23 protein-coding genes and 1 tRNA gene are annotated in these 15,718 nt (G+C 40.1%); 10 read left to right on the top strand and 14 right to left on the bottom strand.

Going from position 1 to position 15,718, the window contains the following annotated elements:
* Positions 1–87 precede the first annotated feature (87 nt).
* Complete coding sequence (locus tag ACTJKG_RS17975) at positions 88–711, bottom strand: TetR/AcrR family transcriptional regulator (RefSeq protein WP_172338013.1); 624 nt, start codon at positions 709–711, stop codon at positions 88–90.
* Positions 712–838: 127 nt separating this feature from the next.
* Here ACTJKG_RS17975 and ACTJKG_RS17970 point away from each other — a divergent pair, with 127 nt between their 5' ends.
* On the top strand, positions 839–991 hold the full coding sequence (locus tag ACTJKG_RS17970; RefSeq protein WP_172338012.1) for a hypothetical protein: 153 nt from the start codon (positions 839–841) through the stop codon (positions 989–991).
* A gap of 118 nt (positions 992–1,109) precedes the next feature.
* Entirely contained in the window at positions 1,110–1,646 is a 537-nt protein-coding gene (locus tag ACTJKG_RS17965) for a hypothetical protein (RefSeq protein ID WP_440739983.1), read from the top strand.
* Positions 1,647–1,711: 65 nt separating this feature from the next.
* Here the strand turns inward: ACTJKG_RS17965 and ACTJKG_RS17960 are convergent, their stop codons facing one another.
* The 9 genes from ACTJKG_RS17960 to ACTJKG_RS17920 form a co-directional block, all read right to left on the bottom strand.
* The gene (locus ACTJKG_RS17960) at positions 1,712–2,086 is read right to left on the bottom strand and encodes a hypothetical protein (protein ID WP_440739982.1); all 375 of its coding nucleotides are present in this window, start codon (positions 2,084–2,086) and stop codon (positions 1,712–1,714) included.
* Positions 2,087–2,169: 83 nt separating this feature from the next.
* Entirely contained in the window at positions 2,170–2,925 is a 756-nt protein-coding gene (locus ACTJKG_RS17955; RefSeq protein ID WP_440739981.1) for an SDR family oxidoreductase, read from the bottom strand.
* 72 nt (positions 2,926–2,997) lie between these two features.
* A complete protein-coding gene (locus tag ACTJKG_RS17950) occupies positions 2,998–3,570 on the bottom strand; it encodes a Crp/Fnr family transcriptional regulator (protein ID WP_440739980.1) in 573 nt (190 codons plus the stop codon).
* Positions 3,567–4,154 carry a Crp/Fnr family transcriptional regulator gene (locus ACTJKG_RS17945; protein ID WP_172338008.1) on the bottom strand — a complete coding sequence of 196 codons (588 nt, stop codon included), beginning with the start codon at positions 4,152–4,154 and terminating at the stop codon, positions 3,567–3,569. The genes ACTJKG_RS17950 and ACTJKG_RS17945 overlap by 4 nt, the downstream gene beginning before the upstream one ends.
* Positions 4,155–4,232: 78 nt before the next feature.
* Positions 4,233–4,814 carry a YdeI/OmpD-associated family protein gene (locus ACTJKG_RS17940; RefSeq protein WP_172338007.1) on the bottom strand — a complete coding sequence of 194 codons (582 nt, stop codon included), beginning with the start codon at positions 4,812–4,814 and terminating at the stop codon, positions 4,233–4,235.
* 26 nt (positions 4,815–4,840) lie between these two features.
* A complete protein-coding gene (locus ACTJKG_RS17935) occupies positions 4,841–5,401 on the bottom strand; it encodes a DUF4256 domain-containing protein (RefSeq protein WP_440739979.1) in 561 nt (186 codons plus the stop codon).
* A gap of 64 nt (positions 5,402–5,465) precedes the next feature.
* Positions 5,466–5,846 (bottom strand): DoxX family protein, encoded by a 381-nt coding sequence (locus tag ACTJKG_RS17930; RefSeq protein WP_172338005.1) that lies wholly within the window; start codon positions 5,844–5,846, stop codon positions 5,466–5,468.
* Between the two features lie 6 nt (positions 5,847–5,852).
* Positions 5,853–6,320 carry an SRPBCC family protein gene (locus tag ACTJKG_RS17925; protein WP_172338004.1) on the bottom strand — a complete coding sequence of 156 codons (468 nt, stop codon included), beginning with the start codon at positions 6,318–6,320 and terminating at the stop codon, positions 5,853–5,855.
* A gap of 6 nt (positions 6,321–6,326) precedes the next feature.
* Positions 6,327–6,650 carry an ArsR/SmtB family transcription factor gene (locus tag ACTJKG_RS17920; protein ID WP_172338003.1) on the bottom strand — a complete coding sequence of 108 codons (324 nt, stop codon included), beginning with the start codon at positions 6,648–6,650 and terminating at the stop codon, positions 6,327–6,329.
* A 147-nt stretch (positions 6,651–6,797) separates the two neighbouring features.
* Here ACTJKG_RS17920 and ACTJKG_RS17915 point away from each other — a divergent pair, with 147 nt between their 5' ends.
* Positions 6,798–7,691: a class I SAM-dependent methyltransferase gene (locus ACTJKG_RS17915; protein ID WP_440739978.1), complete on the top strand. Its 894-nt coding sequence runs from the start codon at positions 6,798–6,800 to the stop codon at positions 7,689–7,691.
* Positions 7,692–7,781: 90 nt separating this feature from the next.
* Here ACTJKG_RS17915 and ACTJKG_RS17910 read toward each other — a convergent pair whose 3' ends face one another.
* Positions 7,782–8,453: an NAD(P)H-dependent oxidoreductase gene (locus ACTJKG_RS17910; RefSeq protein ID WP_440739977.1), complete on the bottom strand. Its 672-nt coding sequence runs from the start codon at positions 8,451–8,453 to the stop codon at positions 7,782–7,784.
* A 104-nt stretch (positions 8,454–8,557) separates the two neighbouring features.
* Here ACTJKG_RS17910 and ACTJKG_RS17905 point away from each other — a divergent pair, with 104 nt between their 5' ends.
* The 3 genes from ACTJKG_RS17905 to ACTJKG_RS17895 all read left to right on the top strand — a co-directional run bounded on the left by ACTJKG_RS17905 (position 8,558) and on the right by ACTJKG_RS17895 (position 10,049).
* Positions 8,558–8,923 carry a winged helix-turn-helix transcriptional regulator gene (locus ACTJKG_RS17905; protein ID WP_172338000.1) on the top strand — a complete coding sequence of 122 codons (366 nt, stop codon included), beginning with the start codon at positions 8,558–8,560 and terminating at the stop codon, positions 8,921–8,923.
* Positions 8,924–9,055: 132 nt separating this feature from the next.
* A complete protein-coding gene (locus ACTJKG_RS17900) occupies positions 9,056–9,502 on the top strand; it encodes an SRPBCC family protein (protein ID WP_172337999.1) in 447 nt (148 codons plus the stop codon).
* A gap of 118 nt (positions 9,503–9,620) precedes the next feature.
* The gene (locus ACTJKG_RS17895) at positions 9,621–10,049 is read left to right on the top strand and encodes an SRPBCC family protein (protein WP_172337998.1); all 429 of its coding nucleotides are present in this window, start codon (positions 9,621–9,623) and stop codon (positions 10,047–10,049) included.
* A gap of 49 nt (positions 10,050–10,098) precedes the next feature.
* Here the strand turns inward: ACTJKG_RS17895 and ACTJKG_RS17890 are convergent, their stop codons facing one another.
* Positions 10,099–11,082: a helix-turn-helix domain-containing protein gene (locus tag ACTJKG_RS17890; RefSeq protein ID WP_440739976.1), complete on the bottom strand. Its 984-nt coding sequence runs from the start codon at positions 11,080–11,082 to the stop codon at positions 10,099–10,101.
* Positions 11,083–11,245: 163 nt separating this feature from the next.
* On the opposite strand from ACTJKG_RS17890, the gene ACTJKG_RS17885 reads away from it, so the two are divergent.
* Both ACTJKG_RS17885 and ACTJKG_RS17880 read left to right on the top strand, forming a co-directional pair.
* Entirely contained in the window at positions 11,246–11,932 is a 687-nt protein-coding gene (locus ACTJKG_RS17885) for a GIN domain-containing protein (protein ID WP_440739975.1), read from the top strand.
* A gap of 1 nt (position 11,933) precedes the next feature.
* Positions 11,934–13,145 (top strand): FAD-dependent oxidoreductase, encoded by a 1,212-nt coding sequence (locus ACTJKG_RS17880; protein ID WP_440739974.1) that lies wholly within the window; start codon positions 11,934–11,936, stop codon positions 13,143–13,145.
* 336 nt (positions 13,146–13,481) lie between these two features.
* On the opposite strand, the gene tam is transcribed toward ACTJKG_RS17880, so the two are convergent.
* The gene (tam, locus tag ACTJKG_RS17875) at positions 13,482–14,249 is read right to left on the bottom strand and encodes a trans-aconitate 2-methyltransferase (protein WP_440739973.1); all 768 of its coding nucleotides are present in this window, start codon (positions 14,247–14,249) and stop codon (positions 13,482–13,484) included.
* 131 nt (positions 14,250–14,380) lie between these two features.
* On the opposite strand from tam, the gene ACTJKG_RS17870 reads away from it, so the two are divergent.
* Positions 14,381–15,061 (top strand): GNAT family N-acetyltransferase, encoded by a 681-nt coding sequence (locus ACTJKG_RS17870; protein ID WP_440739972.1) that lies wholly within the window; start codon positions 14,381–14,383, stop codon positions 15,059–15,061.
* A 62-nt stretch (positions 15,062–15,123) separates the two neighbouring features.
* On the opposite strand, the gene ACTJKG_RS17865 is transcribed toward ACTJKG_RS17870, so the two are convergent.
* On the bottom strand, positions 15,124–15,369 hold the full coding sequence (locus ACTJKG_RS17865; protein ID WP_172337992.1) for a GlsB/YeaQ/YmgE family stress response membrane protein: 246 nt from the start codon (positions 15,367–15,369) through the stop codon (positions 15,124–15,126).
* A gap of 276 nt (positions 15,370–15,645) precedes the next feature.
* On the opposite strand from ACTJKG_RS17865, the gene ACTJKG_RS17860 reads away from it, so the two are divergent.
* Positions 15,646–15,718: transfer RNA gene (locus ACTJKG_RS17860), tRNA-Gly, on the top strand.

Raw genomic sequence — 15,718 nt, 5'->3', positions numbered from 1 at the left:
AAGTTTGCATTTTTATTTAATTATTTCCTTGTATTAGTTTAATAAGAGATTGGGTACATTTACTTTAGGCCTTATTTATCTACAACATTACTCATAGGTTTTATCAATTAAAAAGGATATGGCTTCTTCAATTTCGGTTCTCCCATCCTGGCTTTTAAGGTCCAGGCCACAAAACGTACAATCGTTGGTGCTTGCATAAATATCCAGATAATAAATTCCAGATATCAGCAAAGCCATGATAGCCCGATACCGTTTTGCATTTCCTTTGAAATGAGGATCGGTAATATTTTCAAATAGTATGGCGCCATTTTCTTCGCGGCTATCAGCCAGTTTTTTTAACGATTTCCTGTTCTCTATCAACCCCCAGAGCAGAATTTTCTGAAATTGTTTATTCTTGAAAACATAATCAAACTGGGATATGAGCATCGTTTTAGAGAGTGCTTTTCCTCCATCAGATATAGTCGGCCCTACTGATTCTTCTTTTACATTGCTCCAGAAATCCTGCGAACGGATGTATTCATCTATCAATTGATCGCGCCCCCCGAAGTAATTGTACATCAGTTTTTTGTCGAGCCCCGCTTCATGTGCAATATCGTTTACCTTCAATCCGGAAAAACCTTTGGTATGGAGAATTTTTTGTACTGCATCCAAAAATTTCTGCTTGCTCTTTTCTTTATTTCTGGTTAACTGAGGTTCTTTTTTCTGTTCCATATGGTAAGCTAAAGACTGTCGCGGAAAATTACGCAATCAATTTTTAAATACTATATCACCATTTGGTGACATATTGTATATTTGCGCTGCCGAAGATATAATACACCACATTAACCAAACTAAAATCATGAAAAAAGTAATTCCACTTACCGAATTATCAATTGAAGAACTAGATAAAAAAAAGCAGATTATACAAGGTACATTGTTAGGTTTGGGGCTGGTGATGCTTGCCGCCTTTATAATTTTGCTTTATCTCACATTTACAGCTAAAAACGCCTAAGATTCTGGCTGCAATTCCCATATCCTGTGCTTTAGCCTTTTTACCGGCTATAATTAGTTTGAGCAAAATCAATATCGAGATTAAAAATCGAACTTCTAAATAAAAGCGTACAAAATCAATGAGGAAGACATTAATTCTAACTTTAATTGCCACACTTACCACTGGCTCAGTTTACGCTATAGTTTGCTATATCAGGGCGGATAGTTTTTCATTCGCCTGGGCTCTAAATTTTTTATTGATGCTATGTGTACTTGCTTTTACCCAAACACTAAAAAGCCCACTCACTTCTTCGTACTTTAACACTAAGGCCTGGGAACGGGGAGGAAAAATATACGAACGTTTTGGAACAAATTTTTTCAGAAAATTACTGGTTTGGATTGGGTGGGAAAAGTTGGTTAGAAAATCAAATCCTATAGAAAAAAACACCCAGGCTTTGATGGATTTACACTATCAAACAAAAAAATCCGAATTGGATCACCTGATTATCTTGTTTATCGTACTGGGATTTAATGTTTTCGTGGCATTCAAATTTGGCTTTTCCAGATCCTTATGGCTGCTTGTACTAAATGTTATACTAAACCTTTATCCAATTTTTCTTCAGCGATATAATCGCCCACGAATAGAAAGGGCTATAAATTTAAGTAAACGGAGATAATAAGAACTTCACCTATTTTGGGGATATAACAAGAGCCCGATGCATCGCTGTATCGGGCTCTTGCATTAGCTGCGCGCTACGGATGATTCTTTGACAACCTGCCATTTTCCGGATGAGTGTCCCCAGATCAAGGTAAAGAATTTCGGATCTGGTTTTCCATTCAGTTCCAAATCGCGGGTCATCACCACCATGCCCATGTTATCATCACAAACAGCGTAATGAAACTCGGCTTTGGTAGAGAAGGGTGCTGCGTTTACATCGCTATTCCCCTGAACAAAGCCAACAAGCTGCTCTTTGTTCATGGTATCTACAACCCCATTTTTATCAACTTTAACTATGAGCAAATTATCTGCATAAATTTGCTTTACGTATGGCACATTAAAATGCGTGGCCTCATAAATGAGCTCTTGGGTTAGTTCAATTAATTGTTCGCTGTTCATTCTTTTACTTTTTAGCAATTGATACAAATAGTGTGAATACAAAGGCCCGATATATAGCTGTACCAAGCCTTTGATTGTTATTCTTACCGCTGATTTTCAGGTATCACGATCCAATCGGCATATTTTGTTTTTCCCAGAAAAACAGCAGCTTCCGGCACTATAGTATCGGCTTCTATCGGTGCTCCTGAATACAGGGCATTTGCATCGGATGCCACATTGTAACTTTTATGGGTTGCCTGCAGATATTGCTTTACCCATACAGCCATGTCGAATTTTTCGGGGCCTCCTATTTCCAGGGTTTTGTTAACAGGCTGTTGTAATGCTGTTTGGGCCATAAAAGCCGCCACATCTTTACTGGCTATGGGCTGAATGTTGGCTGCCGGTAGTATCACCTTGCCATCAACCGTACTCATTTGAACAATACCACCGGCAAATTCAAAAAACTGCGTAGCATGAACTATAGTATATGGAATGCCCGATGCTTTGATCATATCTTCCTGCACCTGCTTAGCACGGAAATAACCGCTGGCCTGTAGTTTTTGAGTACCCACTACCGATAAGGCAATGTGATGCTGTACGCCCGCTGCTTTTTCTGCAGGTAACAGGTTTTCGTTGGCGGTTTTAAAAAAGTGCATCACATCATCATCTGCAAATGAAGGTGAGTTTGATAAATCCACCACTACCTGGGCCCCTTGCAGCACTTCTTTTAAACCTTCGCCGGTAAGTGTATTTACACCGTTGTTGGGTGAGGCTGCAATTACTTCGTGTCCGCTAAGTTTTAACTGATTTACTGTTTGACTACCAATAAGGCCGGTACCGCCGATAACTACTATTTTCATGATCTGTACTATTTAAGGTTAATTATATAGTACAAAGATGGAGATAGCTGTGCCGGGAAAACTTAAGCTGGTTTAAGAAACGTAGAGTTCCTGATAGGTCTTTAAAGTTATTGAGGAAACACCCATGTAACTGGCAAAAATAGCATCGGGAATTCTTCGAATCAGTTCAGGATAGGTAATTCTGAAGTAGCGATAGAATTCCTCTTTAGATACGGTAGCAAATGTTTTTTGCTTGTATAAAGCCGCCCCGTAAGCCCGCTCATGAATTTTATTGAAGTACAAAGCCAGTAAAGGATATTGTAACAACAATGCCTCATAATTTTGCCTGCTTATACAGGTAATCTCCGAATCTTCCATTGCAGCAATTGCATAAACAGCAGGTTTAGTATCGGAAAAGGTTTTATAATCTGTTATCCACCAGTTTTCTAAGGCAAAATGTATTACCTGTTTTTCATTGTTATTTTCATAAAACAAGTACAGGCAGCCTTTATTAACAAAGTAAATAGTATCGCAAATCTCATTTTCTGTCAAAAGCAGTTCTTCCTTTTTCACCGATTTGGTTTGGAAAAATGGAGCTATATCTTGCTGCTGTATCCTAAAATTGGGAACGAGATTTTGAATATGATGATATAATTGTTCGGTCATGAATTGGTTTTCTTCTTTACTTTCTTTTTTCTTAATTCGCTCAGGTACTCCGGTGTAAAGCCTAAAAAAGATGCTAGTACTTTTTGCGGGATGCGCTGAATAAATTCCGGGTATTTGGATTGAAAGAGGTCATAAAACTCATCCTTGGGCATCCTGGAGATCATCCGGACACGAAGCAATGATGCTGCGTATGCCCGCTCATATACTAAGCGGAAATAGTTTTCGATGATCGGGAATTTCGCGAGCATCAATTCATAATTGGGTGCAGTAATGGTCAGAACCTCCGTCGCTTCCAGCGCCTGAATGGTGTATCCTGATTTCTGGCCCGCTCGAAAAGCATTAATATCCGTCATCCACCAATTTTCTAATGCGAATTGCAGTGTTTGCTCCACTCCATTATAATCTGTAAAATACAAACGCAGGCATCCTTTTACCACAAAAAAATACAACAAACAACGCTTATTTTCTTCCAGTAAAATATCCTTTTTCTTAAATACTTTTGTTTCAAAAAAAGATAATATCATATCACCTTCTATCCCGGGAGTTGAAGTAACTTTTTGAATGTGTTGTATAAGCGGATGCATTTGTTTTTATGAAAACAATAGCCCAAATATAAGAAACAGCGGGGTTTACTTCACGCTGCAATAGGGATAGTAAAATTATTACTCATCATTCAATCCTTTGCCACTAAGAATTTGCAGCATATATTTTTCGACCCGGGCCTCCCGGGTTTTGGATTGCTTGGGTTTAGCAAAATGGAGGATATACGCCCTTTGCCGTCCAGGTGTTAGCGCCTCAAAGGCCGTTTTCAGGGCCGGAATACTATCTAACTTACTTTGAAATTCATCCGGCATAGGAAATTCATCAGTCTGCTTCAATTCCACCTTTAAACCGGCTTTTTCCACCTCTATGGCTTCATAAATACAGGCTTTCAGGATAGATTTTTGCTCTACTATTTCCAACACATTGGTAAACCGGATCTGGCGGGCCGCCTGCACATTTTCCGTTTGCTGAATCAGGATGCCATGGGCATTATTTAATAAGGCACCTTTAAAAAACAACAGTGCGCAATACTCTTTAAATTCATGTATTAATAGGACGTTGCCTTGCTGAAAAGTATAACAGGGGCAACCCCATTTCAATTCTTCTGTAAGCCCGCAGTCCAGAACTATCATTCTTAATTGTTCCAGCTCTTCCTGCCACTTTTGGGCCTTATTAAAATAAAAATCAACTCTCGGATTCATGTTGTCATTTTAATTAAGTACAAAATTTAAACCCTTAATGATCCCCGGAATCCCCTGGCGGCATAGTAAGACTCCGCACCGTTATGATATACAAATATGGTATCGTACCTACGGTCACAAAAGATCGCTCCACCCAGTTTTCTGATATCGGCAGGTGTTTTTACCCAACTTGATGTTTTGATATCAAATTTCCCCAGTTTCTGCAGCTCCCGATATTGCTCTTCTGTTAAAAGCTCAATACCCATTTCACGCGCCATTTCCACAGCACTGTTTCCTGGTTTATGTTCCTTCCTGGCTTCCAGTGCTTCATGATCGTAACAAATACTCCGGCGCCCTTTAGGGCTTTCGGCTGAACAATCATAAAAAATGTATTCATCTGTCTTTTGATTATAGCCAACAACATCCGGTTCGCCGCCGGTTATTTCCATTTCATCAAGTATCCATAGCTTTTCGGCATCCAGCTTTGCTTCTACCTGAGCCCAGGCTATACCTTTATGACGGTTCATGTTTTTCTCAAAACGGATTTTCAATGTACGGAGTAATTCTTCAGATTGTTCTGATGATAATTGTTTTTTATTGCTCTTCATATGGTTTGGTTTATACAATATCCCTGTTGGGGCAGGTATGTTAATTTAAATATAAGGTCAATTGCTAATTAACCGAAATGATCTTTCTGTCAGCCGGCCTCAAGTACCATGATAAAACCGCAAAAATGGCAAGCACAAACGGCGCAATGATTTGCGCTGAGATATCGTTGCTGGCAATATGTGAAATTACAGCACCGCTCATTACAAAAAAGATGCCTGCATACGCCCATTCCTTTAGCAACTTAAATTTGGGAACTAATATGGCAATTACGCCCAGCATTTTCCAAATACCTATTAGCGCAATAAAATAAGTAGGATATCCCAAAGGTTTAAAACCTTGTACCACCCCCTCTACCCGCAAGGCCTGTGCTAATCCTCCAGAAAAAATAAAGAAGGATAATACTACCGTAACTATCCAATACCAAAGCGTTTTTTTCTTTTCCATTTTAAATTATTTTAATTGGTTTACGACGTTTTGCAAGCGGTTATGCGCCATATTGATACCCTGGGCAAAAGGCATCTGTAATATTTGATCCCGAAGCGCTATTGATCTGTATACGATATGCATGGTGAGTTTGCTGGTATCATTAGTGAGTGATTCAAATTCCAGAAACTCCATTTGAACATCAAATGGAGTATTCTCCATTTCAAATGTCCGGGTGATCTTCTGGTTAGGAACAAACTCATGAATGGTACCATTTGCCCTAAAAACTACGTTTCCTTTAGCATCTGATGTTTCAAACTGGTAACCGCCATGTTTTTGATTGTCCAGTTTAAGCACTTTTGTCCCCATCCATTGCTCCACAATCTCTGGTTCTTCGTAAGCTTTAAAAAGCAATTCCAATGGCAAATCAAATTCCCTGGTAATCACTAATTCCTGTTTGCCATTTTCGGCATGGATCTTTGTTTTTTGTTCCATATCAGTTTATTTTTTGGATTGATAGTTTTTCATAATGGCTTCCAGTTTGTTAAATCTGTCATCCCACATTTGGCGGAATGGTTCAATAAAGTCGGCTACATCTTTCATTTTTTGCGCGTTTATGTGATAGTAAATTTCCCTTCCATTTTGTTTCTGTTCCAATAATTCGCATTCGGTGAGTATTTGTAAGTGCTTGGAAACTGTTGGTCTGGCGGTGTCAAAATTGGCGGCAATTGCGCCCGCAGTTAAAGCTTGTGAAGCAACTAAAAGCAATATGGCTCTTCTTGTTGGGTCGGCTATGGCCTGAAATACGTCTCGTCTTAAATTCATTGCGTAGTCATTTGACTACAAATATAAATGTAGCCATTTAACTACGCAAATTTTTTTATTATTTTTTTCTCTGAAACTTTTACCTGTGTTAGACCTTTGTATTTAATTAGCCTGCATTCGTTAAAATAAATCTTAAATTTAATAAAAGTGACGCTGATAAAGGTTGGCGGCATTTTCGCCTATATGGAACACAACAAAAAAATAATAGAACCCGACAATACAGCCGTGCGAACAGCTTTATGGCGAGCCATGCATGTTGAAATTGATGCCCTTCCACACATTATTGATGATGAAGTAGGGTTAAAACTAGTAGCTCCAAATAACGACTGGCAACAGCGACCCGATATGCATCCGGAGTTCACCAAACGGTTGCGGGCATCCATTGTAGCCCGGGCCCGTTTTATTGAGGATCTGATTATTAAAGAAAGCGCACAAGGGATCAATCAGTATGTTATCCTTGGTGCCGGGCTTGACACATTTGCCCAACGACAGCCAGACATTGCATCCAAACTACAGGTATATGAAATTGATCAACCCGATACACAAACCCTGAAACAGCAGCGGTTGACTGAACTGGGCTTTGGTGCTCCCAATTGGCTACATTTTGTTTCTGTTAATTTTGAGATCTCTTCCTGGTGGGATGAATTGTTAAAAGCGGGATTTGACCTTAATAAACCAGCAGTTGTGGCTTGCACCGGCGTTAGCTTGTATCTTAGCAAAGAGGCTATCATTACTACCTTAAGGCAGCTGGCAACACTTGCAGCAGGTTCCATATTGGCTGTGGCTTTTTACCTGCCAATGGATCTGCTGGATGAAGAAGATAAATTTTTACAACAAATAGCAGAGAAAGGCGCCCGCGAAGCCGGTACGCCATTTGTAAGCTTTTTTACGCCTGATGAAATATTAGCCTTGGCCAAGGAAGCGAGATTTAAGCAAGCAAAAACAACATCGGCAAAGGATATGGAGCAGCTTTATTTTGCAAACCGGACTGATAGCCTTTTACCAGCGAGCGGAGAAATTTTCCTGTTAGCAACAACATAATAATTGCGATGTGTTATTCTTGGGTGTCTGGCTGTCCTAGTTAATATCAATGCAAATGAATTGACTCTGATAACGTGACCATAACACCACTTAATCTTGATAGTTTCCAACAGCAATGGGATCTTCTTCAAAAACATTTAGCAGCCTGTTTTTCCATTCTTCTATCCTAAGAGTAAGCTCTGCTGCTGATTGTTTTTCCGTTCCATAGATCACGTGGGGCCGTAATACCGAAAATCCGGTAAACTCTAAAATACCCCTTTGCAATGAATGCAGTATTACATCAAGATCTCCATATCTCTCACTGATATAGTTAGCTTCTGGTCCGCCAGTAGTCAAGGAGAGCAGCGCTTTTTTACCCTGGAAAATGCCATTTTCATAAATGTGGCCATTTTTGTAGAAACGCCCCATGGCAAACACACGGTCTACCCAACCCTTCAAAATAGCAGGCACGCTGAACCACCACAACGGAAACTGCCAGATCATGAGGTCGCACCACTCTACCTTTTGCTGCTCTTGCTCAATAAAGTTTGCAAAACCCTCTGTTTGACTTGCATATGCCTCTTCCTGTTGTTGTTTAAAAAAGAGAGGATCGTTTACCGTTGTAAAGTTAGATCGATCTGAAACCGGGTTAAACTGCATGGCATACAAGTCAGATATCTTTACCTCATGGCCTACAGCGGTAAGTGTTTCCATAGCGATGCTCAGTAGAGCGCCGTTCATACTTTGAGGTTCGGGATGGGCATATATAATAAGAATTTTCATAGTGCTGATATCGGTTTTTTAATAAACCGCAGGCAAAACTATCCCTTAATCAGTAAGTTTGTGCATGTACGGCCAATTGTATGAGGCACACAAAAATGTAAGTTATGAGCACAAGAAAAATCACATCCACTAATAATATCAATCGGGAAAAACTAATTGACTTCTGTGGGATGATGTATGCCGTTGATCTACTGGGCGGGCGGTGGAAATTGATAATTCTTTACAAATTAGGCAAAGGCTCCCTGCGTTTTAGCGAACTAAAAAAAATCATCCCGGGGATTACAGACCGTATGCTGACATTGCATTTAAAAGAATTGGAACAAAGCGGTTTAGTAATCAGAACTATTTATGCCGAAGTACCACCTCGGGTTGAATACAGGCTTACCAGCAGCGCCGAACAACTGATACCCGTATGGCAGCAATTGGAGCATTGGGGCCTTACTCATAAAGAAAGCCAAGGTGTAAAATAAACGCGTAATTTGTAATCCACTCCCCCCTGCAACCCCTGATTTATAAATCAGCTATCATGAAAGCAATTCTTACAAAAACCTTATAATCAAAATCTAACGCTCTTTTTCCCAATTACTGAATCAGCTATAATAATGACTGACTACCCGGCCAATAAATCAATAATTAAGACAGCTGTAATCCATGCTCCTGTTACAAAAGTATGGACAGCCTTGACAGATCAGGAATTGATAAAACAATGGATGATTGATACGGAACTACAGGTGGTCACAGATTGGCAAACGGGAAATCCCATCATTTTTAAAGGGAGTTTACATTGGATAAATTTTGAAAACAAAGGCACTATCCTACAGTTTGAAACTGCTAAAGCATTTCAATATAATTATTGGAGCACACTTTCTGGCTTGCCAGACGTGCCTGAGAATTACACCATAGTTGGTTTTGTACTAAACCCAGCAGAAGGGGGAACAACGTTAACACTAACCCTAAGTAACTTTCCAAACAAAGTGATCTATAAACATCTTGATTTTTACTGGACGGTTACGCTGGATATTTTGAAAAAGCTTTGTGAGCAGCCATAGCCCATTGCTATCTACTTTTGTACATGTAAATCCACACCCTATAATTGTCGTAATTGCACCCGCCGTTATTGAGCATCTTGCCCTACCTTTATTCTATTAAAACAAAACAGCAATTAAAATGGAAACAGCAAATAACACCGCAATTACAGTTGAGACTATTGTAAACGCTCCTGTTGCAAAAGTTTGGAAATCATGGAGCGAACCTGAACATATAACCCAATGGTGCCAGGCATCTGACGACTGGCACGCGCCTTATGCAGATAACGACCTGCGCGTCGACGGAACTTTTAAAACTACCATGGCCGCTAAAGACGGTAGTTTTAGCTTTGATTTTGGTGGTGTTTATACCACGGTAGAAGAAAATCAGCTTATTGAATATACCATGGGTGATGGCCGAAAAGTATCTATTGTTTTTGAAGATTTTGATAATAGTACTAAAGTAATTGAAACTTTCGATCCGGAAAGTACCAACCCCATCGAAATGCAACGTGGAGGCTGGCAGGCTATTCTGGATAATTTCAAGAAGTATACCGAAACCGCTATTTAGTAATAGCATACCACTATAAAAGCCTGGTAAGGATATGTACCAGGCTTTATTAATATTTTAACTGAGTAGGCGATACACCGAATTTCTTTTTAAAAGCGGCACTAAAATGCTGAACGGATGAATAACCCAGTTCAAATGCTATCTCTGTAACCGATTTCTTCGCCTCAAGCAAATCAATTTTAGCCAGCTCCAGGCGGCTTTCCGCCAGATAGTTAAATACCGTAGCGCCAAACATCTCTTTAAAACCCCGCTTTAATTTGTACTCATTGATACCCGCCGCACGGGCCAGCTGTGATAAGCTTGGCGGTACCTCTATATGCTGCATCAGATAATCACGGGCATATACCAGTCGCTCCTTATCATAGTCGGTTTTGGCGTATATTTTTGTTGGGCCGAGTAATTGATCATAAGATTCGGCCTGTAAAACCAGTATCTCGATGGCCTTGGAAAGCAGGAACATTTTTTTCAGCGCCCCTACAAATTTGCAATTAACCACTGCATTGATGCAGCTTTGAATAGCCAGGTTGATATTTAAGTTATCGGCAGATAGCGCCGCCGACTCCCCTTTTAATATTTTATCGGCAAATCTCTTCAATGTATCATTACCATCACGCGTAATGTTCAGGAAAGCATCTTCGGTAAACTGGATCATGAATGATCGCATTTTTAGCTCTTCCACCTTCATCTTACCTTCTGCCTCGCTCCCGTAAAAAAGATTGTGCTGATTAGTTTTTAACTCAAATTGCTTATTTAAATTCTTGTTAACCATAAGTAATTTACCTTGTAAGCTAAAGTACATGGTCACCATTTTCATATCGCCCCGCCAATCAAGCACACCCTGTTCCCTGAAAACAGACTCAGAATAACTCATCCGGATACCATTAAATATCCACATACGTGTTTGCATATGGCCAAAAGGCAGGTTCAAATTAACCAGGTCTGTTTTTAGTTCGTCCGTATTAAACCCAGCCTCGCTAAGTGGGTGGCTATACAGGATATTGCTATTGGCAGCATCTTTTAATTCAAATGGCATTACTCCGTATTATATAAATCATACTCCTTTTAGTGTAACAAGCGACTATCAGATCGAGGGCATCTTTGTAATACAAAAACTGATCAAATCCTGGCAATCAATAATAAGATACTAAAAAGCACTTCTTGTTACTGATTATCAAGAGATAGTGATAATCTAAAAAATGAATTTTAAAAAATTAAGACAAATGATTGAAATAAAAGGAAATGGAAATATAGTTTCCAAAGAGATACCGGTAAGCTCATTTATCAGGCTGCACCTGGCTGCAAAAGGGCAGATAGAATTAATACCCTCAGATGAAGAAAAGGTAGTGATAGAAACCGACGAGAACCTGCTTGACTATTTCGAAGCTGTTAATTCGGGCCGCACCCTCTATATATTCTCCGAGGCAAAATTCAGGAGACCATCTTTTACAAGATGCGAGATCAAGGTTTATTTACGCCAGATAGATACACTTTATGTACGCTGCGACGGCGGAGAGGTAAACTGCGGCAAGACGATCACATTGGATAATCCGCTGGAAATAAAAATACAAAGTGTTGGCAGCACCAACCTTAACATTTTTGCTCCCGCGATAAAAGTATTGAGCCAATGCTCAGGCAATGTTATCCTTAAAGGTAAATGTGGTACGCTGAGCATCAAAAACCAAAGCGAAGGAAATTTATTTGCGCTGGAAATGATCGCGGATTATTTGAGTATCAAAAACATGGCTGAGGGCAATGTAGAACTGTATGCTAACAAATCTATCAGTATTGCTCATTGGGGCCAGGGGGATGTACACTACGCCGGTAACGCGGTATTAACCAATGTAAAACAATACGGAGAGGGCATCATTAAACACGTTAAATAATATGGAAACTATCAATAAACCAATAATTATTATAGGAGCCGGCTATGCCGGTTTATCCCTAGCTCTGTTCTTAAAAAAAGCAGGCATCCCATCAGCAATTTTTGAGGCATATCCCGATGTAAAGAGCATTGGTGCAGGCATTGGCCTTGCTCCAAATGGCGTAAGCATACTACAGGAGTTGGGTTTAAGTGAAAAAGTGATCAATGCCGGAAAAACCATCGATTATAATAACTTCAGGAATTACAAAGGCAAATTCCTGGCCCGGATAAAAACCAATGCCATCAAAAAATTTGGACAACCATTTGTGACCATCTCCAGGGCCACATTGCACCAGATACTTTACCAGGAGGCAATTGAACAGGGTATTGGAATAAACTTTCAAAAGCGATTAAAGGATATCAATGAACACACTGAAGGGATAATCGCCATTTTTGATGACGAAAGTCGGGTTGAAGGTTCCCTGATCATTGGCGCCGATGGCATTCATTCGGCAACCCGGAAAATCATTTTCAACAATGCCTTTCCCGAAGAATATACTGGCTTTTATGGCTCCGGAGGATTTACGCAGAGATCGGCCGTTTGGCAACATCTTGGTCAATATGGTCATGATGCACTTAACCTATCATTTGGGTTGAGCGGATTTTTTGGTTTTAGCTTCCAATCAAAAGATGAGCTGATGTGGTGGTGCAGCTTGGAACTACCTGAACAGGATGCCAAACAAACTTTAATGAATCTTCCTGCCGAAGCATTAAAGAACAAATTAGCTACTGATTATAAAGATTTTTATCAGCCTGTCCCACAATTAATAGCCAACTCAGATCATGTCATCAAAACTATCATGTATGATATGCCCAGCCTGCCCGAATGGCACAAAGGCAAAACTATTTTAATAGGCGACGCTGCCCATGCAGTTAGCCCCACAAGCGGACTGGGAGCTTCCTTAGCCCTGGAAGATGCCATGATATTAGCTAAGCTACTCAGGAAATACATTACAGCTGATTACCCTAAAGCTTTTTCCGATTTTCAATCTATCAGAAAGCCACGAGTGGAGAAGGTACGCGCCGATGCCCAAAAGCATAACAACGATAAAAAAGTGCACTCGCCAATCTCGGCCTGGTTTAGAGATGCGATGATGTCGATTTTTCTCAGACTATTCGGATTGGGGGCAACCGACTGGAAGTACGATTATAAAATTAAATGGGATGATCAATAGTAGAGATGCAGTATCATCAATCATGATACTGCATCTTTGTTCTTTGAACTATCCGGATACCCAATTACGGATTGAGCTATACCCTTGGATTAAATTGGCTCAATTAACAAAAAAGTGGGTTTACATGGTTTACACTTTTTTGGGTTTATATTTAATTATTTAGCTGACAATCAAATAATTAAATAAATTTCATCATCAAAAAGTGGGTTTACATGTAAACCCACTTTTTGTATAAATATGATGCGCTTAATTTTTAATTCATAGGCGCCACAATACCAAAAGCGGTCAATTTGATTTATGATACAGCCTCTTTGTTATTTGATAATTTCAGAAAACTCAAACAGTTGCAACAATAAACAATCTTGGGAATGGTAACAGCACAGAGCCATCTGCGTATTGTGGGTATGCTTTCGCTATTCCCTCTTCATATTGCGCCAGAAAAGCATTTCGTTCGGTATCATCAAGCGGCTCAATAAAAGGGCGAAGACCGGTTCCTTTAAACCACTCTACGATTGCCGCGGGGCCACCTTGCAACGGATGATGATAAACCGTACGCCAGATATCCAGCGTAGCAACCTTATCGCGTAGGTTACGATAATACCATTCAGCTCCCTCTCTGGTCATTCGTTTTGATGCATCGTTTAGCTTGGCAGCCCAAGGCCCGTTTGCGGCAGTTTCACGCATGAGACGGTGCGCAGGCTCGTCAAAATTATCGGGCATTTGTACGGCCAGGCAGCCTCCTTTAGCCAATTTACCGATCAGCGCGGGGAACAGCGTCTGATGATCAGGAACCCATTGCAGGGCCGCATTCGCCAGGATAACATCATAGGGCCCGGTGTCGCGCCATGTTGAAATATCGTCGACCTCAAAATGAACATCCGGCAGGCGTTTACGTGCCGCTTCGATCATATTTTCAGAACTATCCATACCCGTAATTTTAGCATCTGGAAATTGAGCGCTCAACAACTCCGTTGAATTACCTGGGCCGCATCCAATATCAGCTGCTGTATTTACTTGATTTATAGGAACATTAAAAAGAAGATCCCGGATGGGGCGATTACGTTCATTTTCGAACTTTGAATATTGTGCGGAGGACCAACTCATATATTTTCATGTTTAATATTTAACAAAATACAGATAAAAAAATTGTACACGCAGAGTTGTTCGTTATTACCTTAAGATAACTCCAGGCACTGCTATTTCTATTAATTTTGCAGGCTCACACCACCAATACTATGCAACATTTGCTTGATAATCCTATCTGGAATGCTTTGATATCCGGAAATAATAACCTGGCTCAGGGTAATAGCCAGGTTAAATATTACGCCGAAAACGTAGCCCCTTTTGTTGGCTTTGAAGATTATTCAACGGCTAACTTTAATATCCTGCACGATCTTGTACCTGATCAGCGGGTTTTGGCCGTTGTTTCGGCAGAAGAAATTACCATTCCTGATAACTGGAAGGTGCTGAATAATATGAAAATATTACAACTGGTGTTTGATGGCCCATTACCACAGGTGTCGCTAAATCAAGAATTGGTTAGTTTAACAGATCAACACATACCAGCCATGCTTGCATTAACCCAAATGACCAATCCCGGGCCATTCTCCGAGCGCACCATCGATTTTGGTAATTACAAAGGCATTGTCATTAATAATGAGTTAGCTACTATGGCCGGATATCGTACCCAACCATCACCATATATTGAAATTAGCGCCGTATGCACCCATCCAAATCATCTGGGCAAGGGTTATGCGGGTGCACTGATTAATTATCATATACGCCAAATCATAGCAGCATCAGGGGTTCCCTATCTTCATTCACGTATCGATAATGCAAACGCCATAAGACTTTATCAAAAGTTGGGCTTTTCCATCAGGAAGGAAATGACTTTCAATATCATCCAAAAAAATTAACAAACAGGCCCGGCATTTTATGCCGGGCCTGTTTGTTTTATAATACTATTGATATATCAAAATTATGAATTACCCTTGATAAGTCTTGATATCCATACCAATAGCACAGCGCCAAAAAAGGCGGTAATCAGATAACCAATGCTCCCACCCCAATGGATGCCCAGCCATCCTAAAACAGCGCCACCGACCCATCCGCCGACTAAACCCAACAGAATATCAATAATAATTCCATAACCATCACCCTTCATCACTTTCCCTGCGAGCCAACCGGCAATACCGCCTAATAAAATTTGAAATAATACGCTCATAATTATAGGAGTTTAAGTTAAAAAATCAATTGATAACATCACCACAGCAGATTTGAAGCCACTAGTTACGCTTTTGTATTCAGAGAATTGTTTTATACTACTTCACAGGTCTTTAAGTACCCGTTAACTACATTTAGGTTTACATAAAGGTATTCATTATCTGTTACATTTGCAGAATACATTTATTTCATTTTCAAATAGCACTTATACCTAAAACACCAAATTCACTTTTGTACTTGCAGAATATGGTTTTCTGTCTATATTTGCACTCCCAACGCGAAAGTAGCTCAGTTGGTAGAGCACGACCTTGCCAAGGTCGGGGTCGCGAGTTCGAATCTCGTCTTTCGCT

This window comes from Mucilaginibacter sp. 22184, from assembly GCF_052045695.1.
Lineage (GTDB): Bacteria > Bacteroidota > Bacteroidia > Sphingobacteriales > Sphingobacteriaceae > Mucilaginibacter.
The sequence above is the reverse complement of the archived record's forward strand: the minus strand, read 5'-3'. Positions and strand labels throughout refer to the sequence as shown.